This is a genomic window from Nonomuraea sp. NPDC005730 (assembly GCF_040630865.1).
Lineage (GTDB): Bacteria > Actinomycetota > Actinomycetes > Streptosporangiales > Streptosporangiaceae > Nonomuraea.
In genome coordinates this window covers 20,086-42,117 of sequence record NZ_JBEXYK010000034.1, presented here as the reverse complement: position 1 = coordinate 42,117, position 22,032 = coordinate 20,086, and the positions used below count along the sequence as shown (strand labels likewise).

Genomic DNA, 22,032 nt, shown 5'->3' with positions numbered 1-22,032 from the left:
ATGTCCGTCCTGGTGAATCGCCTCCGACGCTATGGCTCCCGAGTTATCTTGTCCAAGATCTATATTGCTATGCTGTTATGCGTTGGGAGGCATGATGGATCTGAACGCGCTCCGCCAGTTCCTGGTGGTGGCCCGGCTCGAACACCTCAGCGCCGCCGCCGAGGAGCTGCGCGTCGCGCAGCCGTCCCTGAGCCGGACGATCGCGCGGCTGGAGAGCGAGCTGGGCACGCCGCTGTTCGACCGCGGCGGCCGGCTCCGGCTGAACGGCGCGGGCATGCTGTTCCGCGGCTTCGCCGAACGGGCGCTCGGCGAGCTCGACGCCGGACGGCGAGCCGTCGCCGAGGCCGCCGGCGAGGGATTCGGCACCGTCCGCCTGGCCTCGGAGACCTTCCTGACCCTCACCGGGCCGCTCGCGGCCTACAAGCGCGCCCATCCCTCCGTCGAGATCGAGCTCCACTGGGCCCCCGCCGACGACATGACCCGCCGCCTGCGCGCCCAGGAGTTCGACCTGTGCGTCGCCTCCCAGCCGATCCACACCGACGGGCTGGAGGCGGCCGAACTGCTGGACGAGCCGGTCGGGCTGGTCACCTCGCTCGACCACCCGCTGGCCGGCCGTGCGTCGGTGACCATCGACGACCTCGCCGACCAGCCCTTCGTCACCGCCCGCAAAGGACACTGGCAACGCCGGCTGCTCGACCGGCTCTTCGCCGCCAGGGGCCGCACGCCGCGGATCGTCTGCGAGGGCGACGAGCCCAGCGCCATCGCCGACCTGATCAGCACGGGGCTGGGCATCGGGCTCGTCCCGTCCCTCGCCCTCCGCTCCACCACCCGCGCCCCGCTCACCTGGGTGGACGTCGACGACCCCGACTGCCGCCGTACGCTCACCCTGTTCTGGGGCGCCGACAGCCACCTGTCCACCGCCGCCCGCCTGATGCGCACCACCATCACCAGCTGGGACTGGCTGGCCGGCGAACCCCAGGAGAAACGCTGAGCGGTCGTGGGCTCCTTAAGCACGTGCCCCACGCCGGTGGCCAGCGCCCCGCCGCCCAGGGCGATCAGCACGGCGTCGTACGACGGCACGGCCCCGGCCAGTTCCAGGCCGATGGTCGCCGCGCCCTCGCACGTCTCGACGTCGAGGCTGTCCTCGACCAACCGGATGCCGTCGTGCCCGGCCATGGCCGCCGCCCGCTCGCGGGCCAGGCCGAAGTCGCCGTCCACGAGCTCCAGCCGGGCGTCGAGGGCGCGGATGCGGTCGAGCTTGGCGGCGGGCGCGGAGCGGGGGGCCACGACGGTGACGCTCACCGCGCACCCGAGGTGGGGCTCCAGCGCCGGGCAGGGGAACAGCGGGGTGTCGAGGAACATGCGGTCGATCATCGGGCGTGCCGCCCGGATCCGAGCAGTGTCGAGCCGCGTCTCCCGCACGGCACAGGAGCGTAGCAACGGCCGGACCCGAGAATCCGGACACGCGGCGCGACCGTCCGTACACTTTCTGTCGCTGGTCTGCGTGGCCTTACGGCCCGGTCAAGAGAGGGCGGGGTGGGGAGCGATGAGCGAGGTCCACGACGGCGGGCCGCCGCCGGGCGCCGCGGAGGCCACCGGCCCTGAGTCGGTGACCTGTCACGAGGACCTGGTGCGGCTGCTGGCCGAACAGTTCGCCCGGGCCGACGTGTCGCTGCGGGAGTTGCAGGCGCGGGCCGACAGGTCGGGCGGCGCAAGGTTGCCGCGCAGCACGTGCGCCGACATGCTGGCCGGCCGGCGCTTTCCCAAGAAGGCGGTCATGGTGGCGTTCCTGCGGGGGTGCCGCGTGCCCGACCACCAGCTCCCCGCGTGGGAGCGGGCCTGGGACCGGGTGCGGATCAGCCGGCTGCCCGCCGGGGCCTGGGACGATCGCGGCCCACAGGCGTCCGACGGCCCACAGGCGTCCGACGGCCCGCAGGCGTCCGGCAGCTCGCCGGCGTCCGACGGCCCGCCGCCGGCCGCGCCCGGCGTGGCGGGACCGGTCCCGCCACGCCGGGCAGCGTCGGTCCTGGGTGGCGGCGGGCCGCGGCGGGCCGTCCTGTTCGCCGGGATCGCCGTGCCGGTGGCCGCCGCGCTGGCGCTGGCCGTCGTCCTCGCCCTGCGGCTGACGGGACGGCCGGAGCCGCGGCCCGAAGGCGCGTCCGGTCAGGCCGTGGACCCCGGCCACATCGTCACCGACGACGGCCGCGCGTTCCCCCGCGGCGGGTCGAGCCGGTTCACCGTGAGCGTCAGCCCGGCCAACACCGGCGTACGGCTGACTCGCCGGCTCGACGCCGGCGTCGGCCTGCAGGACGCGACCATCACCGTCGACGGCGCGCCGGCGGCGCGGTGGCGGCCCCTGCTGGAGGACGCCGTGCACAAGTGGCGGAACCAGATCGTCGATCTCCCGCCGGGGCTGACGGCGGGACGGCGCGCGCTCACCATCGTCAACACGTGTGTGTCCGACTCGGGGTTCAACGAGTTCCTCTACACCGTGGAGCACCGGATCAACGGCGTCTGGTCGGTCGCCGACCGGGTCGACGTGGGCCCCGACCACCCCGCGAGCGAGGCCGCGCACGACTACCGCGTCGTGCGCGGCGACTGGGCCCACCACCAGACCTTCGCCTACCCGCCGCGAAGGGAGGACTGGGACGTTCGCTAACATAACGAAGTACTTCTTTATGAAGTACGTAAAGAAAAGGATCCCCCATGGCCTCCATCCGGCACGAAGTCGTCATCGACGCCTCCCCCGACCACATCTGGGACGTCCTGCGTGACGTCGGAGCCGTGCACGAACGGCTGCTCCCGGGCCGCGTCGAGGACACCAGGCTGGACGGCGACGAGCGGTTCCTGACGTTCCCCGACGGGCACGTGATCCGCGAGCTGATCGTGGCGATCGACGACGACGCCCGCCGCCTGGCCTACGCGGTCGTGGAGGGCGCGAGGCCGCCGCTGGCCCACCATCACGCCTCCTTCGAGGTCCGCCCGGAGGGCGAGGGGGCCGGCCGGCTGATCTGGATCACCGACGTGCTGCCCGACGCGCGCGCCGCCGAGGTCGGCCTGCGGATGCGGTACGGCGCGGCGGAGATGAGACAGGCGATCGAGGCCGCGTCCCACCGCTGACCCGGCCCAGGGCCCGGCTCGGGGCCCGGCTCGGGGCCCGGCACAGGAGCACCGGTGGCGAGGTCACTAGGATGACCGGCGCCGGACGACCCCCCGTCCCTCCAGCCGGCTCCCCCGCACCACCCGAGAGGCGCACATCACGATGGCGGACCGCGACGCCACCCCCCTCGACGACCCGGTAGGCGCGTCACTGCGCGGCCGGCACGCGCACCTCGCCCGGCGGCTGGGCGCGGCGGCCACGTACCGGGCGGAGGTGGCGACCTTCTCCTCGGTCCCGGCCGAGCCGGACGAGCGGGCGTGGGCCGACCTGGCCCGGCTGCTCGGGCCGGGCGAGCTGGCCGACCTGTTCAGCTCCCCGGCGACGCCGCCGCCCGGCTGGGAACCGGTGTTCGCCCTCGACGGCCGCCAGCTGGTCTGGGGCGGCGACCCCATCCCCGCCGCGCCCGGCGACGTCACCGAACTGGGCGCGGACGACGTCCCGGACATGCTCGACCTCGTCGCCGGGACGCAGCCGGGGCCGTTCTGGGCGCGTACCCGCGAGATGGGCGCCTACCTCGGCGTCTTCGACGGCGGAAAGCTGGTCGCGATGGCGGGCGAGCGGCTGCGGCCACCGGGCTGGACCGAGATCAGCGCCGTGTGCACCGCGCCCGAGGCACGCGGCCGAGGCCACGCGGGCCGCCTGGTCGGCGCGCTCGTATCGCGGATCGTGGCTCGCGGCGAGCGTCCGTTCCTGCACGTGGCCGAGGCGAACACCGGCGCGATCGCCGTCTACGAGCGGCTCGGCTTCCGCACCCGCAGGACCGTGACCTTCCGAGGTTTCCGCACCCCGTGACGGCCCGTGACGGCCCGGGGGCGGGCGCTCGGGCCCTGGCGAAAAACGCGTTGCCCCGGACGCTCGGTGAAACGTATGGTTTTGCGCTCGTGGTCACAGTGGTGGAGCGGGTCCTGCCGGCCCGGTTGGGGACAGGGTTCCGATGGTTGCTGACGTCGAGCTGGCTGACGAATCTCGGTGACGGGATCGCGGCCGCCGCCGGCCCGCTGCTGATCGCGACGCTGACCCGCGACCCGCTGATGATCTCGCTGTCCGCCCTGGTGAGCTGGGCGCCGCCGCTGATGTTCAGCCTGTACGCCGGCGTCCTGTCCGACCGGTACGACCGCCGCAGGATCGTGCTGGTCGCGAACGCCGTACGCGCCGTGGTGCTGGCGGCGCTCGTCGTGCTCATGGCGACCGGCACCGTGACCGTGGCGACGGCGCTGGCGGCGCTCACGCTCCGGTCCATCGCCGAGGTGTTCGCCGACAACGCGACGTCCACCCTGACGCCGATGATGGTCGCCAGGGACGACCTGATCGTCGCCAACGCCCGCCTGGGCACCGGGTTCATCACGCTCAACCAGCTCGCCGGGCCGCCGATCGGCGCGGCGCTGTTCGGGCTGGGCCTGACCTGGCCGTTCGCGAGCCAGCTGCTCCTGGTGCTGGCGGGGATGGTCCTGGTCTCCCGGATCGTCCTGCCACCGCGGGTCCGGCCGGACGACGCGCCGCGCCCGAACACCGTGCGCGAGCTCGTCGCCGGGTTCAGCTGGACCGTGCGGCACCCGGCGGTCCGCACGCTGGCGCTCACCATCCTGATCTTCAACTTCACCTTCGGCGCGGCCTGGTCGGTCCTCGTCCTCTACACCCAGGAGCAGCTCGGCCTCGGCGCGATGGGGTTCGGGCTGATGACCACCATCGGCGGCATCGGCGGCCTGATCGGCACCGGCCTGTACGGGACCATCACCCGCAGGGTCAGCCTCGGCGCCTTGATGCGGATCGGGCTCATCGTCGAGACGTTCACCCACCTGGGCCTGGCCCTGACCCGTTCCCCGTGGGTCGCCGGGGCCATCTTCCTGGTCTTCGGCGCGCACGCCTTCATCTGGGGCACCACCTCGGGCACCGTCCGCCAGCGCGCGGTCCCGCAGGAGCTGCAGGGGCGGGTGGGCAGCGTCAACACCGTCTGCGTCTACGCCGGCCTGGTGGTCGGCTCGTTGATCGGCGGCGTGCTGGCCACCCGTTTCGGCGTCGCGGCGCCCTTCTGGTTCGCCTTCGCCGGTTCGGCGGTGTTCGTGGTGCTGCTGTGGCGGCAGCTCATGCTCATCGCCCACGACGACTGAGCGGCGAGCGCCGCTCGTCCGCCTCACTTGAGCGGGTCGTGCCCCCAGTTCATCAGCGAGTGGCGCCACCGGGTCTCCCGGACGTCACCGGACGGGCGCTGCGCCAGGTGCCGGTGGATGTAGCCGATCACCTTGGTCATGTGCTCGTAGTCGTGGCCGGTCCAGGAGGATCTGCCCTTGCGGAGGAGCCGGACGATCTCCCGGCCGGAGGCGTGGCCGGTCGACTCGCCGCCGTCCTGCTTCTGGCCGACCTCCTTCGACTCCGCGGACTCCAGCCAGCGTTCCAGCTCGTGCGCGGTCATGTTGACGGCCTGGCCGAACTCGGCCGCCACGTCCCGGTCGCCGCTCACTTCGCGCCCTTGTCCTTGCCCTTGCGCAGGGCGGACGGCTTGTGCACGGCCTCGCGCCCGCTCTTGTCGCTGCGCACGACGTACTGCGGGTCGTCGGGCGAGGCCGCCACGGTACGGCCGGCCTCCTTCGTCCTCTTGGTGATCTTCTTCTCCACCTTGCCGCGGGCCGTGGACCCGTGGCTCTTCCAGGAGACCTCGTCACCCACGGACGGATCGTCCTTGCGCTTGCCGGTCATATGATCCGCGCTACCCCGCCCTTCTGCCGCACTCGGTCGGCCGGGCAAACCTTCCTTTACCGTCGCCGTCCTGGCGCCGCCGCCGGCGTCCTCGGGGCGGGGCGGCTGCTGCTCACGCGTGGCCGAATCGTAAAGTGAGCACGATTGCACCAGTGATGTAGGGAGCCCTTCTTGCACGAGAAACTGTCGTCGACCTACGACAACGTCCTGCGCCGGAACCCCGGCGAGGTCGAGTTCCACCAGGCGGTGCGTGAGGTGCTCGAAAGCATCGGCCCGGTTCTCGGCAAGCATCCCGAGTACGCAGAATCGAAGATCATCGAGCGGATCTGCGAGCCCGAGCGGCAGATCATCTTCCGCGTGCCGTGGCTGGACGACCGGGGCGAGGTGCAGATCAACCGCGGTTTCCGGGTGGAGTTCAACAGCGCGCTCGGGCCCTACAAGGGCGGGCTGCGCTTCCACCCGTCGGTCTACCTGGGCATCGTCAAGTTCCTCGGGTTCGAGCAGATCTTCAAGAACGGCCTGACCGGCCTGCCCATCGGCGGCGGCAAGGGCGGCTCGGACTTCGACCCCAAGGGCCGCTCCGACCGCGAGGTGATGAGCTTCTGCCAGAGCTTCATGACCGAGCTCTACCGGCACATCGGCGAGTACACCGACGTCCCGGCCGGTGACATCGGCGTCGGCGGGCGCGAGATCGGCTACCTCTTCGGCCAGTACAAGCGCATCACCAACCGCTACGAATCCGGCGTGATCACCGGCAAGGGCCTGGTGTACGGCGGCGCCCAGGTACGCACCGAGGCCACCGGCTACGGCTGCACGTTCTTCGTGGAGGAGATGCTCAAGGCCCGCGGCACGTCGTTCGACGGCAAGCGGGTCGTCGTGTCGGGCTCCGGCAACGTGGCCGTCTACACGATCGAGAAGATCGAGCAGCTCGGCGGCGTCGTGGTGGCCTGCTCCGACTCCTCCGGCTACGTGCTCGACGAGAAGGGCATCGACCTGGACCTGCTCAAGCAGGTCAAGCAGGTCGAGCGGGGCCGCCTGGAGGCGTACGCGGAGCGCCGGGGCGAGCAGGCCGTCTTCGTCCCGGACCGCAGCGTGTGGGAGGTGCCCTGCGAGGTGGCGATGCCGTCCGCCACGCAGAACGAGATCACCGGCCGGGACGCCGCGTTCCTGGTGGACAACGGCTGCGTCGCGGTCGGCGAGGGGGCCAACATGCCGACCACGCCGGAGGGCATCAAGGTGTTCCTGGAGGCGGGCGTCGCGTTCGGGCCGGGCAAGGCGGCCAACGCGGGCGGCGTGGCCACCAGCGCGCTGGAGATGCAGCAGAACGCCAGCCGCGACTCCTGGACGTTCGAGTTCTCCGAGCGCCGACTCCAGGAGATCATGCAGGACATCCACGGCCGCTGCCTGGAGACCGCCGACGAGTACGGCATGCCGGGCAACTACGTGGCGGGCGCCAACATCGACGGCTTCCGCCGGGTCGCCGACGCCATGCTCGCACTGGGCCTCATCTGACCGCGCCGGCACCCCGCATGCCCTCGCCGGCGCGGTCCGCGCGAGAGGTCAGTCCGGGGTGCCGGGAGGCAGTTGGTGGTCGGCCCAGACGTAGGTCTCGGGCAGCAGGTCGGCCACGGCGACCGTACGGAGACCGTCGCCGTCGCCCACGATGACCTGGAGGGCCGGGAAGTAGTCCAGCAGCACCTGACGGCAACGGCCGCACGGCGGGACGACCCCGCGCTCTCGGTCCCCCACGGCGACGACCGTGTCCAGCTCGTACGCGCCCTGGACGAGTTCGCGGTCGACGTGCCGGCTCACTGCCCCTCCTCGTGACCTGGCGCGTCAGGCGCGGGCCTGTTCACGCAGGAACTCGACGATCAGCTCGGTGACCTCGGCCGGCCGTTCCATGCTCGCCAGGTGGGCCGCCCAGGGCAGCTCGACGTTGCGGGCGGCGGGCAGGTCGGCCTCGGTGTGCCGGAAGTCGGCGACGTCGTGCGCGCCCGACACGGCCAGGCACGGCATCGTCACGGCCGCCGGGTCCACCTGGACCTTGACCGGGCCGACGACCCCCTCGGCGAGCTGGAGCTCGTAGGCCCGAAGCTGCATCTCGTGCACGGCCTGCCCGGCCTCCTCGCCGCCCTCGGGGCCCAGCCAGCGGTCGACCATCAGCTGCGCGGCGCCCGCCAGGTCGCCCGCCTCGACCAGCGCGTCCTCGCGCTCGCCGACCGCGCGCAGCTCGGCGCTCGGCTCCCGCCAGGGCAGCGCGGCGGACAGCAGGACCAGCGCCTCCACCCGCTCGGGGCTGCTCGCGGCGACCTCCAGCGCCACCTTCCCGCCGTAGGAGCAGCCGACCAGGAAGAACCGGTCGATGCCCAGGCTGTCGAGGAGGCCCAGCACGTCGCCGGAGTTGCTGTACGGCTCGGTGGGCAGCGGGCTCTGCCCGAAGCCACGCAGGTCGCACCGGACCACCCGGAACCCGGCGGCGATCAGCGGCTCCCACTGGGGGTCCCACATACGCCGGTCGCAGACCCCCGCGTGCAGGAGGAGCAGCGCCGGTCCGTCGCCTGCCACGTCATGAGAAATCGTCATCGCGCAGACGTTACCAGTCATTCACTGACCGGTTTGTCCCATGCGAGACGGCGCCGAGGCATTTCCGGCAACCCTGGCCATCCAGGCCGTCACGCCCAGCACCACGGCCGCCAGCACTCCCAGCAGCACCGAGTTCAGCAGGTGGCCGACTCCGGGCAGCCCACCCGCGTAGACGCCGACCATCGGCAGCAGCACCACCAGCGCGCGGCGCCCGACCGGCGACCGCAGCGCCAGCCCCGCGGCCACCACGGCCAGCGCCCACACGGGCGGATAGGCCCACCGGGACGAGATCGCCGCCCCGGCGACCGCGCCGCCGAAGAGCACGGCCATCCACCACAGCAGCCGCCGGCCGCCCAGCGCGCCGGGCCCGGGAGAAGGCGCGAGGAGCAGCATCGCCCCGCACAGGAGCAGCGGCAGCGCCGACATCGCCATCCCGCCGACGTCGAGCGGCACGCCCCCGATCAGGAGCACCCCGTCGCCGACCACGGTGTACGTGACCGACGCGGACACGCTGCCCCAAACGTGCTCCCCGAGGATCACCAGCGCGTACGCCCACGCGCAGGCGGCCGCCGCGCCGGCCCTCCCGCGCCAGGCCAGCAGCACCACGACCGCGTACGGCAGGGCGAAGGTGAGGATGCGCAGGAACTGCCGGAGCTCGTCGTCCACGAAGGGCGGCTGCCAGGCCGCCGCTCCGAACGTGACGGCCCGCGCGAGCGCGCTGAGCAGCAGCGCGACGGGCACGAGGAGGGCGGCGACGTCGACCGCGGCCCGCCACTGGGCGCCCGCCCCGCGCCGCACCCGGATCGCCAGGCCGCCCCGCACCAGGTCGAAGGTGTCCCGCACGCCGGGCCGTCTTTGGCCGGGGCGCGCGCCGGCCAGCAGCACCGCGACCATCTCCTCCTCGTGCAGGGCTCGGTGGTCGGCCGGGTACCACCGGGCGAGCAGCCGCCGGCAACGCCGTTCCAGGGACGTCACAACGACCTCCCCGGCCCGCCGAGCGCCACCGGGAGGCCGCCGAACGTCGCGGACAGCTTGCCGAGCGCCCCCGGTGGCCCCGCGAACGCCGATCCCAGCTCCCCGCGGGACCGCCATGCTCCCCGGCCGCGCAGCCGGGCCGTGGCCGTGTCGGCGTTGTGCCGCAACTGCTCGGCCTCGGCCGCGAGCCGGAGCTCGCCGTCGGACGTCAGCCGGTAGTAGCGCCGCGCCCGCCCGTCGACGACCTCCTCCCGGTCGGCCGCCACCAGCCCTTCGGCCTGGAGCCGGTCGAGGGCGGCGTAGAGGGTGCCGGCCCGCAGCCGCACCCGCTCGCCGGAGATCCGCACGACGTCGGTGATGATGCCGTAGCCGTGCTGCGGCCCGGCCGCGAGCGCGGTCAGGATGAGGAACGTCGGCTCCTGCATCGCCCTGGAAGTCATACCGACGATATATACCGATGATCTGAGCGTGCCGCAACTCCGGGGCGCGGGAGGCCGCGAGGCCCCCCGCACCCGGAGCCCTACGGCAGCGCCACCGCCCGGTCCAGAGCGGGCGGGGTCACCGTCCCCTGTCGCAGGTAGGCCCGCATGGCCTCGTAGTCGCGGCTGCCGCGCACCGCGTCGGTGTACCCGGCGAAGGCGGTGTAGCCGTCGGCGCCGAGCAGCGTGTACGCCAGCGCCGCGAGCCGGTAGGTCCTGCCGGTGTCCAGCGGCTGCCCGTTGATGACCACGTCGGCGGGGTTGATCCGGTCGCCCACGGGCCGGTTCGGCGAGTAGGAGAAGCGCACGTTCTTCGACACGGCCAGCGGCGCGAACTTCACGGTGCCGTCGGCCTGCGTCTGCCACTGCTGCTCCAGGGCCTGCTCAAGCTGCGAGCCCTTGACCGACACCGTGACCACCGGGTTGGCGTAACCCCACGCGGCCCACGACTCGCCCATGAGCACCTTGCCGTCGGCGTCGGCGGCGTTGGCGCCCTTGGCGAACTTGAGGTCGCCGCGCAGCGAGTTCGAGCCCTTGGTCGGCGCCACGGCCACCATGGCCAGGTCGGCCTTGCCGCCCTCGGTCTGCTGGGAGTCGAAGTACTCCACGTCGGCCACGGTGTTGCCGAGCGTGCTCTGCCCGGTGACGTCGCGGGTCCTGGTGAGGTCGCCGGTGATGGTCCCGTACGGCTTGGCGTAGGTCTCCTTCTGCATGGCGTTCCAGTGGTCGACCAGCTTCACCATGGCGGGGTCGGGGGCGATGTCGCGGGTCACCGGGTGGTTGGCCGCGGTGGTCGCGGTCCTGATGACGTCACGGGTACGGCGGTCGAGCTTGAGGTTGACCTCGCTGATGAGGCGGCCGTGGTTGGCGGCCTCGACGACCGGGCGGGGGTTGCCCGCGGGGTCGGGGATCGAGCAGTTGAAGTACCAGTGCCAGTGGCCCGTGACGATGGCGTCGATGTCGGGCGAGGCGTTCTTGGCGAAGTCCCAGATGGGGCCGGCCTTCTGGTCCCCGCAGCCGCTGTAGTCCTCGCCGGCCTTGCCGCCCTCGTGCACGTTGGCGACGATGGCCTTGACGCCGCGCCGCTTGAGGATCTCGGCGTACTTGTTGGCCGTCTCCACCAGCGGCAGGTTGTCCAGCGACGGCTGGTAGGAGGTGGAGCCGTCCACGGTGGTGGGCGTGGTCAGGTTGATGAACCCGACGGGGATGCCCTGGAACCGCTTGATCACGTACGGCGGGAGCACCGGGCGGGTGTCGCCCTTCATGGTGATGTTGGCCGTGGAGATGTCGAAGTCGGCGCCCTGGAAGGGCTGCCCGTCGGAGTCGGTGAAGCAGCTGTCGAGCCCGACCTCGCCGAAGCACTCCCCCTTGCCCATGTGGTCGCGCAGGAACTCCAGGGACCGGTCCAGCTCGTGGTTCCCGACCGTGGTGAACTCCACCTTGATCTTGTTCAGGAACTCGATCGTGGGCTCGTCGGCGTGGTACGACACCTCGGTGGGCCAGCCGCTGAAGTTGTCGCCGCTGGAGAAGGTGACCGTGTTCTCGTGCCCCTGCCGGAGCCGGTCGAGATGCGCCGCCAGGTACGGCGCGCCACCCACCACCAGGGTGTTCCCCTGCGGATCCTTGATCGTGCCGTCGGTGGCGCTGCTCTGCGGGGTGATGTAGCCGTGGAAGTCGGTGATCGACAGCAACTGCACGTCCACGGGCTTGGGCGCGGCCAGTGCCGGTGAGGCGGACGAGGCCAGAGTGACGCCTAAGGCGACAATGATCCACTTACGGAACGAAGACACGCATACTCCTAAATAAGGGGATATAGCGGGAGAAAAGACTGGCGGATCAGCCCTTCGAGCCGGTGAACGCGATCCCGGCGATCAGCTGCCGTTGCATGACCACGAAGAGAACGATCACCGGCAGCGAGGCCACGACGGACCCGGCGAAGAGGATGGGGTAGTTGGTCAGGTACTGGCCGCGCAGCGAGGCCAGCCCGGCGGAGAGCGTCATCATCTCCGGGTCGGTGTTGACCACCAGCGGCCAGAGCAGGCTGCTCCAGGACCACATGACGGTCAGCAGCCCGAGCGCCAGCAGGCCGGGCCGGACCAGCGGCAACATGATCCACCAGTAGATCTGCAGCGGGTTGGCGCCGTCCAGCCGCGCCGCCTCGTCCAGCTCCTTGGGCAGGGTCTTGAAGAACTGCCGCAGCAGGAACGTGCCGAAGGCGCCGAAGACGCCGGGGGCGATGAGCGCCTGGAGGCTGTTGAGCCACCCGAGCCCCTGCATGATCTCGTACCGCGGCAGCAGGAACAGCTCCCCCGGCACCATCAGCACGGCCAGGAACAACATGAAGACCGGCCCGCGCCCGGGGAAGTCCAGCCGCGCGAAGGCGAAGGCCGCCAGCGAGCACAACAGCAGCTGCCCGGCCGTCACCGCGGCCGTCACGACCACGGTGTTGAGGAACTGCCGCCCGAGCGGCACGGTCCGGAACACGTCGGCGAAGTTGTGCCACTGCCAGGAGGGGACCGCCGTGGGCGGCACCCGCATCGACTCGGTCATGGTCTGCAGCGAGACCACGAGCTGCCAGACGAACGGCATGACCATGATCAGGCCGCCGGTGAGCAGGACCGCGTGCACGATCCAGCGCCTACTCATAGTGGACCCACCGCCTCTGCAGTCGGAACTGGACGGCGGTCAGCATGAGGATCAGGGCCAGCAGCACGACCGCGATCGCGGCGGCGTAGCCGCGGCTGTTCTGCACGAAGCCCTGCTCGTAGAAGAGGTAGACGATCGTGCGGCTGCCCGCCAGCGCCGGGCTCTTGGTGTCGATCATGAGGTAGACCAGGTCGAAGACCTGCAGCGTGTTGATCAGCGTGATCACCACGACGAAGAACGTGGTGGGCGTGAGCAGCGGCAGGGTGATGCGGAAGAACTGCCGCAGCCGGCCCGCGCCGTCGATCGAGGCGGCCTCGTAGTAGTGCTTGGGGATGCCCTGCAGCCCGGCCAGGAACAACACCGCGTTGTACCCGAGCGAGGTCCAGATCCCGACCACCGCGACCGCGTAGATCGCGGACTCGGGGTCGGACACCCAGTACGGCCCGTCGATCCCGACCAGGCCGAGCAGGTAGTTGATCGGCCCGAAGTCGCCGTTGTACAGGTAGCGCCAGGTCAGGCCGACGGCCGCGGGCATGGTGACCACCGGCAGGAAGTACAGCGTGCGGTAGAAGCCGAGCCCGCGCAGCCCCGGCACGTTCAGCAGCGCCGCGATCACGATCGACAGCGGCACCCCGATCAGCACGAGCACGGAGTAGAGCAGCGTGTTGCGCAGCGCGCCGGCCATCTCCTCGTCGCGCAGGAGGGCGGCGAAGTTGTCCAGGCCCACCCACGTCTGCCCGCCGAACACGCCCGACTCGGTGAAGCTGAGGTAGAGCGTCTGGACGATCGGCCACAGGTAGAACACGGCCAGCCCGAGGGCCATGGGCGCGATCAGCCCGTAACCCCACAGCCAGTCGCGTCGCGACCGCCGCCCCGGCGGGGCCGCCGCCTTGACGGCGGCCCGTTCCTCGGTCAGCACCATCGGCTACTCCTTGGCCAGGATCTCGTTCATCTGCGCGGCGATCTCCTTGGCCGCCTCCGCGGTCGGCCGCCTGCCCGCCCACGCCTCGGCCAGGAGCTTGTTCTGCACGTCCTGCCACTTGGCGGTGTTGAGCGAGACGGGGTACGGCACGCCGTTCGGGATCGAGGCGTCGAAGGCCTCCTTCAGGTGGTAGTCGGGGAAGGCGGCGAACCAGCCGTCCTGGGTGCCGGCCCGCGAGGAGACCGAGGCGCCGCCGGAGTCGCTGAGGATCTTCTCGGCCTCGTCGGAGGAGAGGAACGCGGCGAACTGCGCGGCCTCGGCCGGGTGCTCGCTCTTGGCCGAGACGGAGTTGGCCAGGCCGAGCAGGATGACGGCCTCCTGCGCCGGCCCCTTGGGCAGGGGCGCCACGTCGACCTTGCCACCGCGCTCGGTGTTGGCCTTGAACGTGGTGGCCAGCCACGAGCCGCCGTAGTACATGGCGTACTTGCCGGTCATGAACAGCTGCACGGGGCTGGTGTCGGTGGTCGCCTGGGCGGGCGGGGCCACCTTGTCCTTGTTGATCATGTCGGTCCAGAACTCCAGGCCTTGGATGGAGCCGGGCTCGTCGAAGCCGGACTTCTTGCCGTCGGCGGAGATGACGTGGCCGCCGGCCTGGATCATCGTCGGGTAGAAGCCGCCCTGGTCCCACAGGGGGGCCAGCAGGCCGTACTGCTTCTTGGCCGGGTCGGTCAGCTTCTTGGCGGCGGCCTTGAGGTCGTCCCAGGTCCAGTCGGCGGTCGGGTACGCGACGCCGCCCTTGTCGAAGAGCTCCTTGTCGTACCAGAGCACGGGGACGCCGACGTCGCGCGGCATGCCGTACAGCTTGCCCTCATAGCGGTAGCCGTCCACGATGGCCTGCGGGAAGGCGCTGACGTCGGCGTTCTCGAAGGGGGCGATGACCCCGCCCTTGGCGTACATGCGCACGTTGAGGCTGTTCATCCAGAAGACGTCCGGGGCCGCGCCGCCGGTGGCCGCGGTCTGGAGCTTGGTCCAGTACTGGTCCCACGGGGTGATCTCAAGCTTGACCGTGACGTCGGGGTGCTGCTTCTGGAAGGCGTCGATGATCTTCTGGGTGCTGGGCTGGTCGTTCTTCTCCCAGATCGCGTAGCTGATCGTGACTTTTCCTGGCTTGGTGGCGGTGGTGTCGGAGCCGGAGCCACAACCGGCCAGTGTCATCGCCAGGGCGGCGGCGAGTGCCATACGCAGGCGCACGGGCATTTCCTTTTCTCTAGAAGCCGTCGGCGGGCAAGCCGGAGCACGGCGTCGGGGGGATGATGATCAGGGTCTCGATCTCGGCGGGCTCAGAGTCCGGTGTTGGTGAAGCCGGTCCTGGCCACGACGTCGCCGTATCCGTTGGCGTCGAAGTCCTCGACGTAGAAGAGGTGGAACCCGCGGCCGTCGGCGGCGACGGCGGTGCCCGACTGGTCGCCGGCGGTGTTCGGGTTCATGCGCTCGCAGGGGAAGCGGCCGGTCGTCGTCCCGTCGGCGTTGAACCCGCGGGCGTACACCTCGTGGGAACGGCCGGCGTTCCACAGGTCGGACTCGGTCCAGCCGACCACGAACCGCCCGGTGTCGTCGACGGCCACGGACGGCGACCCCTGGACGGCGCAGCGATAGGTCTGGTCCATCTTTCCGCAGAGCGGCGGGTACTCCTTGCCGCCGTCGGAGGGCGTGTTCGGCGCGTACTTCCCGAACGCGACGGGGGTCTCCGCGAACCGCTGCCCCAGGGAGGGCGTCAGGCCGCGCGTCCGCACCCGCCAGACGGTCGTCACGTCGCCGCCGGTGACCGCCACGTTGTCGCTCCAGACCACGACGCTGTCGCCGCCGGGGGTCGTCGCCACGGCGGGGGCCAGGTGCTGGGTGGCGGCGTTGGTGTTGATCCGGGTGGCGGGGGCGACGGTCGCGCCGGTCGCCGAGATCCGCCTGCCGTACACGTCGGGCGCCTGCTGCCAGACCACGGTCGCGGTGCCCGCGCCGTCGACGGCCACGTCGGGCCGGTCCCCCGTGCCCACCTGGAGCGGCGCGAAGGAACGGGCGGTCAGCGAGGCGTAGCCGGCCGCGCGGACGGTCCCGGTCGGGCCGTCCTCCCAGGCCACCGTGAACCCGCCGGCGCCGCGGACCGCGATCCTCGGCCGGGTCTGGTCGCCGCTCCACTGCGGGTCGTTGGCCCAGATCGTCGCGCTCAGCGTGCCCGTCGGCGAGAGCCTGCGCACCGCGATGTTGTGCTCGCCCCGGCAGTCGCCGTCCTCGGCCCAGGCGACGTAGGCGTTGCCCGCGTCGTCGACGCCGGCCGACGGCTGCACGTGGTTCCAGCCGGTGGCGCAGCCGACGCCGCCCATCGAGACCTTGACGGGGCCGGTCACCGGCTGCCCGTCGCGGTAGATGCGCGCGTAGACCTCGGTGCCCTCCACCGAGGCGCGGTCGCGGTCGTCCTCCCAGGCCACGGCCGTGTAGCCGGACCGCACGGCGGCGGCCCTGGGCGCGCGCTGGTCGTCGGGGCCGTTGGCGGTCATCTGGAGTTCGGCCCCGGGGAAGGCCCTGGGGACGATCTTGACGACCTCGTCCTTCATGGCGGCGAAGTCGGCGTCGTAGGCCGCGTAGACGGCCGGGTCGTCGACGCGGACGAAGGAGTCGTCCGAGGCGGTCAGGGAGCCGCCGTTGAGGTTGTGGGAGCCGGTGTAGACGTAGCTGCGCCGCGCGCCGCCCGCCGCCGCCGACGGCCCGTCCACCAGGATGATCTTGGAGTGAATGCTGTCCGGCGCGCAGGTGTCGCCGGCCGGGTAGTGGCAGCCGCCGGGCCGGAAGGTGTGCACCACGATGCCGCCCTTGGCTAGCTCCGCGGCGGTCGCGACCGTCTGGTTGCCCTCGGCCACGAGCACCTCGACGTCGCAGCCCCGCTGCTTCTTGGCCTTGAGCTCGGCGATGACCAGCGGCCGGTCCGTGGCGAACTGCGACTGCACCACGCGGATCGCGCCGGGGCAGCCCACGTCCCGGATCATGGCCGCGACCAGGTCGGCGCTGCCGTAGGTGCTCTGGTCGTAGGCGGTGTCGCGGGGCTCCATCCAGACCGTGACCTTGCCGCTGGTGGCGGTGAACGGCGCCCGCCAGGAGGTGCGCACCTGGGAGACGAGCGTGTCGAACACCTGCCGGTAGCCCTCGGCCAGCGCGGCGTCGCCCGAGCTGATCAGCATGTTCTGGTGCAGGCCGTTGTCGGGGGCGAGGTTCTGCGAGCTCTGCACGACCACGTCGGTCCTGCCGTCCGTGAGCCGGCTGAACACGAGGAACTTGTGGTGGCTGATGTCGGTGTCCGGCCCGTTGCAGCCCTTGTCGCAGAGCGTGACGGGCACGCCGGCCGCGGCCAGCTCGTCCAGGAACGCGTTGTGCCCCGAACCCTCGGACACCACCCGTACGTCGACCCGCCGGGCGTGCGCCGCCACCAGCGCGTCCTTGACGGCCTTGATCTCCAGCACGAAGGTCGCCACGCGCAGCGTGGAGTCCGGGGCGGCCAGCCCGATCAGCTCCAGCACCTTCGCGGGCAGGGGATCGGCGAGCGTGCCGTCGACGCTCGGCCTGCTGAAGTACGCCGACAGCTCCGGAGCCGCCGCCTGGGCCGGGATGCCCAGGCCGAGCAGGCAGGACAGGCCGACGAGGACGACGGACAGACGCTTGATCATGCTCGCTTCCCTTCGCTCAGGTTCCGCCGCAGGCCGCGGGTCCAGGCCGCCACCTCGGCCTCGGTCTCCGCCCGCTCCCGGGGCCGGCCGCGGACGTCCGGCCGGGTCTGCCACGGCTCGGGACCGGTCTCCTTGCGGTACTCCACGCCCAGCGCGGCGAGCCGGCGCTCGTGGTGGTGCAGCCGCGCCCGGAAGTCGTCGAAGTCGCCTCCGGCGGGGCTCCACACGACCTCGGCGAAGGCCGACAGCCGCGGGAAGGCCATGTAGTCGAGCCCGCGGGGCGAGTCGATGTGCTCGGTCCAGAGGTTGGCCTGCGCGCCGAGGACCCGGCCGGCCTCGGCCTCGGTCAGCTCCGGCGGCACCGGCTCGAAGGCGTGGACGTCGCGCAGCGAGATCACGTTGCCGATCGGGACCGGCTCGTCGGGCCGGTCGGACTGCCGGAAGTCCAGGTAGAGCTCGGTGAAGGGGCAGGTGACCACGTCGTGCCCGGCGCGTGCCGCCGCGACCGCGCCGTACGTCCCGCGCCAGGACGCCACGGTCGCCCCCGGCGGCAGGCCGCCCTCGATGATCTCGTCCCAGCCGAGCAGCCGCCGCCCGCGCGCCGCCAGGTGGTCGGAGAACTGGCGGACGAACCAGCCCTGCAGCTCCTCCTCGTCGCGCAGGCCGAGCTCGGCGATGCGGCGCTGGGCCGAGGGGCTCTGCCGCCACTGCTCCTTGGGGCACTCGTCGCCGCCGACGCAGACGTACTCGCCGGGGAAGATGTCCATGACCTGGTCGAGCACGTCCCGGTAGAAGGCGAGCGTGGTGTCCTCGACGTTGAGCACGTGGGGAGAGACGCCCCACCCGGTGGCGACCTCCAGTCGTTCGTCGAGGTTGCCCAGCTCCGGGTAGGCCGCGATGGCCGCCTGCGAGTGACCGGGCAGCTCGATCTCCGGCACCACGGTGACGAACCGGTCGGCCGCGTACGACACGATCTCGCGCAGGTCGTCCTGGGTGTAGAAGCCGCCGTGCGGGCGGCCGTCGAACACGCCGTGCCGGCGGTCCCCGAGCGGGCTCTCCCTGCGCCAGGCGCCGACCTCGGTGAGCTTCGGATACCCCTTGACCTCCAGCCGCCAGCCCTGGTCGTCGGTGAGGTGCAGATGCAGCACGTTGAGCTTGTGGGCGGCCAGCAGGTCGATGTACCGCAGCAGGTCGGGCTTCGGCAGGTAGTGCCTGGCCACGTCGATCAGGCAGCCGCGCCACCGGAAGCGCGGCCGGTCGGCGACGGTGACCGGGGCGAGCAGCCAGTCCCGCTCGCCGACCGCACCCCTGCGGAAGGCCGCGTGCGGGAGGAGCTGGCGCAGGGTCTGCGCGCCGTAGAACGCCCCGGCCGCGTCACCCGCCTCGACGCGCACCCCGTCGGTGCGTACGGCCAGCCGGTAGCCCTCCGGGCCGAGCCCGGCGGTCAGGACGAACTCGATCGCCCCCGGGCCCGGCGCTCCGGCGGGCAGCGGCAGGCCGGTCGCGGGCGACAGCGCCGCCCGCAGCCAGCCCTCCACCCGCGACAGTCCGGGAGGGGCGGCGATCACTGTGGTCGCGGTGAGGGCGAAGGGTTCCCCGCCGTCTGGGGTCACATGGACGGGTCGTGGCAGCAGCAAGACAGGTCCCTGGGGGGTTCGGGGGGCGGGATCGTCGGTCGGTGACAGGGCGGGCGGCGGGTCGTAGCATGGCGCTCGGCTTCCGGTCGCCGCGAGCCGCCCGCGGCCATGCCCGTGATCTGGCCTCTTTTTTCTCGGTGAGCGCCTCGATCAGGATTTATGATGGAGCTCACCATTAAGATTCGTCAAGAAGGGTCATCAGTGACGCTCTCCGTGACCGGCGGCGACCTTCAGCGGCTCCGGCGGCTCAACGCGCTCGCCGCGCTCTCGGCCCTGCGCGCCGGCGGGCCGGCGACGCTGACCCAGCTCGCCGAGCGCGCCGACCTGGCCAGGGCCACCATCAAGGTGGTGGTCAAGGACCTCATGGAGCTGGGCTGGGTGGTCCAGATGGATCCGAGCGGCGGCGAGAAGGGCAGGCCCGCGCGCCGCTACCGGTTCCACGCGGAGGCGGGCCGGGTGCTCGGGCTCGACATAGGAGCGCACAAGGTGCTCGTGGTCGTGGCCGACCTCGACGGCAACGTCCTGCACACCACCCGCGAGCCGGTCACCCCCGAGCAGCCGCGCGCCGAGCGGCTGGCCGCCGTGGACCGGGCCATCGACGCCTGCCTGACCGGCTCGGGCACCGCCGGCCCCGACGTCTGGCTCGCGGTCGCGGGCAGCACGGGCTATGTCGACCTGCAGGGGCGCGTCGTGCTCTCGCGGGCCATCCAGGACTGGTCGGACGTGCCGCTGGCCGACCACCTCGGCGTCCGGCTGCGCTGCCCCGTCCTGGTGGAGAACGACAGCAGGCTCGCCGCGCTGGCCGAGTGCCGCAGGGGCATCGCCCGCGACGCGCGGAACCTGATCTTCCTGCACGTCGGCCGCCGGGCCGGCGCGGCCGTCGTGCTCGACGGGGTCCCCCTGCGCGGCAGCGGCGGCGCCGCCGGGGAGATCGGCGTGCATCCGCTGTTCAACCTCGGTCACGTGGGCGAGCTGCTGCAGACTGTCCCGTCGGTCGAGCCCGGCACGCCGCCGGAGGCGGTCGCGGGAGCGGTGTTCGAGGCCGCCAGGCAGGGTGACGTCGAGGCGCGCCGGGCCGTCCTGCGCTACGTCAAGGTGCTCGCGCTGGCCACCACCGCGATGGCCCTCACCGTCGACCCCGACCTGGTGGTGCTCGGCGGGGGGTTCTCGCGGTCGGCCGACGTGCTCATGGAGCCGCTGAGGGTCGAGCTGGAGACGATGTGCCTGCGCACGCCCGAGTTGCGGGCCTCCGTCCTCGGGGACGAGTGCGTGGCCATCGGGGCCGTGTGCCACGGCGTCGAGCATCTGGCCAAGGTGCTCTTCGACCCGGAGATCGACCTGTCGGTCGCGGAGCCCCCTTCCTCATTAATGGTGTAGTCCACCGAATATATCGAGCCAAGGCGCGAAGGCCCAGGGAAACCTGGCGACCCTTCGCGCCTTTTTCGTTGCCGGGCCCTTCGTGGAGTTATATCGAAGTTCGATATGAATAGGGCGTGGCATCCTCTCAGGCGGACCCCGGCCCCGCGCTCGACCTCGACGAGCTGGTCGGCGCGATCGAGGACTTCAACGCGTACTTCATCCGGCTGCCCTCGGTCAGGCGGCTCAGCTTCTCGACCCTGTCCGTGCTGCACACGCTGGCGGGCAAGGGCCCGATGCGGCTCACCGACCTGACGGCGACGGAACAGCTCAAGCAGCCCGCGCTCACCAGCCTGGTCGCCAGGCTCGAACGGGACGGGCTGGTCTCGCGCCGCCCCGACCCGCGCGACGGCCGCGCCGTCCTGCTGACCCTCACCGAGGAGGGCCGGGACATCGTGCGCTCCCGGCGCGCCGACCGGGTGGCGCGGGTCGCCCGCCTGGTGGCGCACCTGAGCGACGACGAGCGCGCGGAGCTGGCCCGGTACGCGGGCGTCCTCGGCCGCCTGACCGAGATCGCCGCGCGTGTCGAAGACTAGGAGGACAGTTCCCTTGACGAATCGCCCCTTCCCGTTGCGCCCGGAGCCGCTGCACGTACCGGACGAGGTGCTCGACGACCTGCGCCGCAGGCTCACCATGACCCGATGGTCGCCGTCCGCCGGGAACGACGACGGCTTCTACGGCGTGCGCGGCGAGTACCTGCGCGAGCTGGTCGCCTACTGGGCCGACGGCTTCGACTGGCGGGCGGCCGAGCGGGCGATCAACGCCTACGAGCACCACCGGGTGGACGTCGGCGGCGTGCCGGTGCACTTCATGCGCAAGCCCGGCGTCGGCCCCGACCCCGTGCCGCTGATCCTCAGCCACGGCTGGCCCTGGACGTTCTGGCACTGGTCGAAGGTCATCGACCCGCTCGCCGACCCCGGCGCCCACGGAGGGGATCCGGCGGAGGCGTTCGACGTGATCGTGCCGTCGCTGCCGGGTTTCGGCTTCTCGGCCCCGCTGGACGGCCGGCCGGACATGAACTTCTGGAAGATCGCCGACGTGTGGCACGAGCTGATGACCGGCGTCCTCGGCCATGACCGGTACGCCGCCGCCGGATGCGACGTCGGGGCGCTGGTCACCGGCCAACTCGGCCACAAGTACGCCGACGAGCTGTACGCGATCCACATCGGCTCGGCGCAGAAGCTCACCTTCTTCAACGGCGACCGCGCCTGGGACCTGAGCGGCGGCATGCCCATCCCGGACGGCCTGCCCGCCGACGTGCACGCCCGGTTCGTCGAGCTGGACCGGCGGTTCGCGGTGCATCTGGCGGCGCACATGCTGGCGCCGTCCACGCTCGGCCACGGCCTGGCCGACTCCCCCGCCGGCATGCTGGCCTGGATCCTGGAACGCTGGACGAAGTGGTCCGACAACCACGGCGACGTCGAGAACGTGTTCACCAAAGACGACCTGCTCACCCACGCGACGATCTTCTGGGCCGGCAACACGATCGACAGCTCGATCCGCACCTACGCCAACAACAACCGCTACCCCTGGACGCCGTCGCACGACCGGTGGCCGGTCGTCGAGGCGCCCACGGGCATCACGTTCGTCGACTTCGAGAACCCGCCCGGCGTGACGACCGGCGAACAGCGGATCCGGAGCTTCCTCGACGGCGACCGGGCCGCCTGGTACAACCACGCCGACATCACCTCCCACGAGCGCGGCGGGCACTTCATCCCGTGGGAGATCCCCGACGAATGGGTGACAGACCTCCGCCGCACCTTCCGCCCCCACCGCTGACGCCGCATTCCCGTGCGCGACCGAGTCG

21 protein-coding genes and 1 pseudogene are annotated in these 22,032 nt (G+C 71.8%); 9 read left to right on the top strand and 13 right to left on the bottom strand.

The window, feature by feature from the left end:
* The first annotated feature begins 91 nt into the window (after positions 1 to 91).
* Entirely contained in the window at positions 92 to 991 is a 900-nt protein-coding gene (locus tag ABZ444_RS31040; RefSeq protein WP_358004392.1) for a LysR substrate-binding domain-containing protein, read from the top strand.
* Between the two features lie 23 nt (positions 992 to 1,014).
* Here ABZ444_RS31040 and ABZ444_RS31035 read toward each other — a convergent pair.
* Positions 1,015 to 1,362: pseudogene (locus ABZ444_RS31035) on the bottom strand (pyridoxal-phosphate dependent enzyme); the annotation flags it as partial.
* Positions 1,363 to 1,546: 184 nt separating this feature from the next.
* Between ABZ444_RS31035 and ABZ444_RS31030 the strand changes: the two are divergent.
* The 4 genes from ABZ444_RS31030 to ABZ444_RS31015 all read left to right on the top strand — a co-directional run bounded on the left by ABZ444_RS31030 (position 1,547) and on the right by ABZ444_RS31015 (position 5,268).
* A complete protein-coding gene (locus tag ABZ444_RS31030; RefSeq protein ID WP_358004389.1) occupies positions 1,547 to 2,659 on the top strand; it encodes a hypothetical protein in 1,113 nt (370 codons plus the stop codon).
* 47 nt (positions 2,660 to 2,706) lie between these two features.
* The gene (locus ABZ444_RS31025) at positions 2,707 to 3,120 is read left to right on the top strand and encodes an SRPBCC family protein (RefSeq protein ID WP_358004386.1); all 414 of its coding nucleotides are present in this window, start codon (positions 2,707 to 2,709) and stop codon (positions 3,118 to 3,120) included.
* 142 nt (positions 3,121 to 3,262) lie between these two features.
* Positions 3,263 to 3,952 carry a GNAT family N-acetyltransferase gene (locus tag ABZ444_RS31020; protein WP_358004383.1) on the top strand — a complete coding sequence of 230 codons (690 nt, stop codon included), beginning with the start codon at positions 3,263 to 3,265 and terminating at the stop codon, positions 3,950 to 3,952.
* Between the two features lie 146 nt (positions 3,953 to 4,098).
* Positions 4,099 to 5,268 carry an MFS transporter gene (locus ABZ444_RS31015; RefSeq protein WP_358004379.1) on the top strand — a complete coding sequence of 390 codons (1,170 nt, stop codon included), beginning with the start codon at positions 4,099 to 4,101 and terminating at the stop codon, positions 5,266 to 5,268.
* 23 nt (positions 5,269 to 5,291) lie between these two features.
* Here ABZ444_RS31015 and ABZ444_RS31010 read toward each other — a convergent pair whose 3' ends face one another.
* Positions 5,292 to 5,618 carry a DUF3140 domain-containing protein gene (locus ABZ444_RS31010; protein ID WP_358004376.1) on the bottom strand — a complete coding sequence of 109 codons (327 nt, stop codon included), beginning with the start codon at positions 5,616 to 5,618 and terminating at the stop codon, positions 5,292 to 5,294.
* Positions 5,615 to 5,854 (bottom strand): DUF2945 domain-containing protein, encoded by a 240-nt coding sequence (locus tag ABZ444_RS31005; RefSeq protein WP_357972288.1) that lies wholly within the window; start codon positions 5,852 to 5,854, stop codon positions 5,615 to 5,617. Before ABZ444_RS31005 ends, ABZ444_RS31010 begins: the two co-directional genes overlap by 4 nt.
* 171 nt (positions 5,855 to 6,025) lie before the next feature.
* On the opposite strand from ABZ444_RS31005, the gene gdhA reads away from it, so the two are divergent.
* The gene (gene gdhA / locus ABZ444_RS31000; protein WP_358004373.1) at positions 6,026 to 7,366 is read left to right on the top strand and encodes an NADP-specific glutamate dehydrogenase; all 1,341 of its coding nucleotides are present in this window, start codon (positions 6,026 to 6,028) and stop codon (positions 7,364 to 7,366) included.
* A gap of 48 nt (positions 7,367 to 7,414) precedes the next feature.
* Here gdhA and ABZ444_RS30995 read toward each other — a convergent pair whose 3' ends face one another.
* From ABZ444_RS30995 to ABZ444_RS30950, 10 genes are all read right to left on the bottom strand, one after another.
* Entirely contained in the window at positions 7,415 to 7,666 is a 252-nt protein-coding gene (locus ABZ444_RS30995; protein WP_358004370.1) for a hypothetical protein, read from the bottom strand.
* Positions 7,667 to 7,690: 24 nt separating this feature from the next.
* On the bottom strand, positions 7,691 to 8,437 hold the full coding sequence (locus ABZ444_RS30990; protein ID WP_358004367.1) for an alpha/beta hydrolase: 747 nt from the start codon (positions 8,435 to 8,437) through the stop codon (positions 7,691 to 7,693).
* A 21-nt stretch (positions 8,438 to 8,458) separates the two neighbouring features.
* Entirely contained in the window at positions 8,459 to 9,412 is a 954-nt protein-coding gene (locus tag ABZ444_RS30985) for a hypothetical protein (protein WP_358004364.1), read from the bottom strand.
* The gene (locus tag ABZ444_RS30980) at positions 9,409 to 9,852 is read right to left on the bottom strand and encodes a helix-turn-helix transcriptional regulator (protein ID WP_358004361.1); all 444 of its coding nucleotides are present in this window, start codon (positions 9,850 to 9,852) and stop codon (positions 9,409 to 9,411) included. The genes ABZ444_RS30985 and ABZ444_RS30980 overlap by 4 nt, the downstream gene beginning before the upstream one ends.
* An 80-nt stretch (positions 9,853 to 9,932) precedes the next feature.
* On the bottom strand, positions 9,933 to 11,681 hold the full coding sequence (locus tag ABZ444_RS30975) for a bifunctional metallophosphatase/5'-nucleotidase (RefSeq protein WP_358004358.1): 1,749 nt from the start codon (positions 11,679 to 11,681) through the stop codon (positions 9,933 to 9,935).
* 46 nt (positions 11,682 to 11,727) lie between these two features.
* The gene (locus ABZ444_RS30970) at positions 11,728 to 12,537 is read right to left on the bottom strand and encodes a carbohydrate ABC transporter permease (RefSeq protein WP_352322804.1); all 810 of its coding nucleotides are present in this window, start codon (positions 12,535 to 12,537) and stop codon (positions 11,728 to 11,730) included.
* Entirely contained in the window at positions 12,530 to 13,459 is a 930-nt protein-coding gene (locus tag ABZ444_RS30965) for a sugar ABC transporter permease (RefSeq protein ID WP_358004355.1), read from the bottom strand. The genes ABZ444_RS30970 and ABZ444_RS30965 overlap by 8 nt, the downstream gene beginning before the upstream one ends.
* A gap of 3 nt (positions 13,460 to 13,462) precedes the next feature.
* The gene (locus ABZ444_RS30960; RefSeq protein WP_358004352.1) at positions 13,463 to 14,710 is read right to left on the bottom strand and encodes a sugar ABC transporter substrate-binding protein; all 1,248 of its coding nucleotides are present in this window, start codon (positions 14,708 to 14,710) and stop codon (positions 13,463 to 13,465) included.
* 89 nt (positions 14,711 to 14,799) lie between these two features.
* Positions 14,800 to 17,172 carry a phospholipase D-like domain-containing protein gene (locus ABZ444_RS30955; protein ID WP_358004349.1) on the bottom strand — a complete coding sequence of 791 codons (2,373 nt, stop codon included), beginning with the start codon at positions 17,170 to 17,172 and terminating at the stop codon, positions 14,800 to 14,802.
* A complete protein-coding gene (locus ABZ444_RS30950) occupies positions 17,169 to 18,809 on the bottom strand; it encodes a beta-N-acetylhexosaminidase (RefSeq protein WP_358004346.1) in 1,641 nt (546 codons plus the stop codon). Before ABZ444_RS30950 ends, ABZ444_RS30955 begins: the two co-directional genes overlap by 4 nt.
* A 201-nt stretch (positions 18,810 to 19,010) precedes the next feature.
* Here ABZ444_RS30950 and ABZ444_RS30945 point away from each other — a divergent pair, with 201 nt between their 5' ends.
* The 3 genes from ABZ444_RS30945 (at position 19,011) to ABZ444_RS30935 (ending at position 22,004) form a co-directional block, all read left to right on the top strand.
* Positions 19,011 to 20,186, top strand: a complete 1,176-nt coding sequence (locus ABZ444_RS30945; protein WP_358004343.1) for an ROK family protein — start codon at positions 19,011 to 19,013, stop codon at positions 20,184 to 20,186.
* A 116-nt stretch (positions 20,187 to 20,302) separates the two neighbouring features.
* Positions 20,303 to 20,761, top strand: coding sequence for a MarR family transcriptional regulator (locus ABZ444_RS30940; RefSeq protein WP_358004340.1), 459 nt, complete (start codon positions 20,303 to 20,305; stop codon positions 20,759 to 20,761).
* A 13-nt stretch (positions 20,762 to 20,774) separates the two neighbouring features.
* Positions 20,775 to 22,004, top strand: coding sequence for an alpha/beta fold hydrolase (locus tag ABZ444_RS30935; protein WP_358004337.1), 1,230 nt, complete (start codon positions 20,775 to 20,777; stop codon positions 22,002 to 22,004).
* Positions 22,005 to 22,032: the final 28 nt, after the last annotated feature.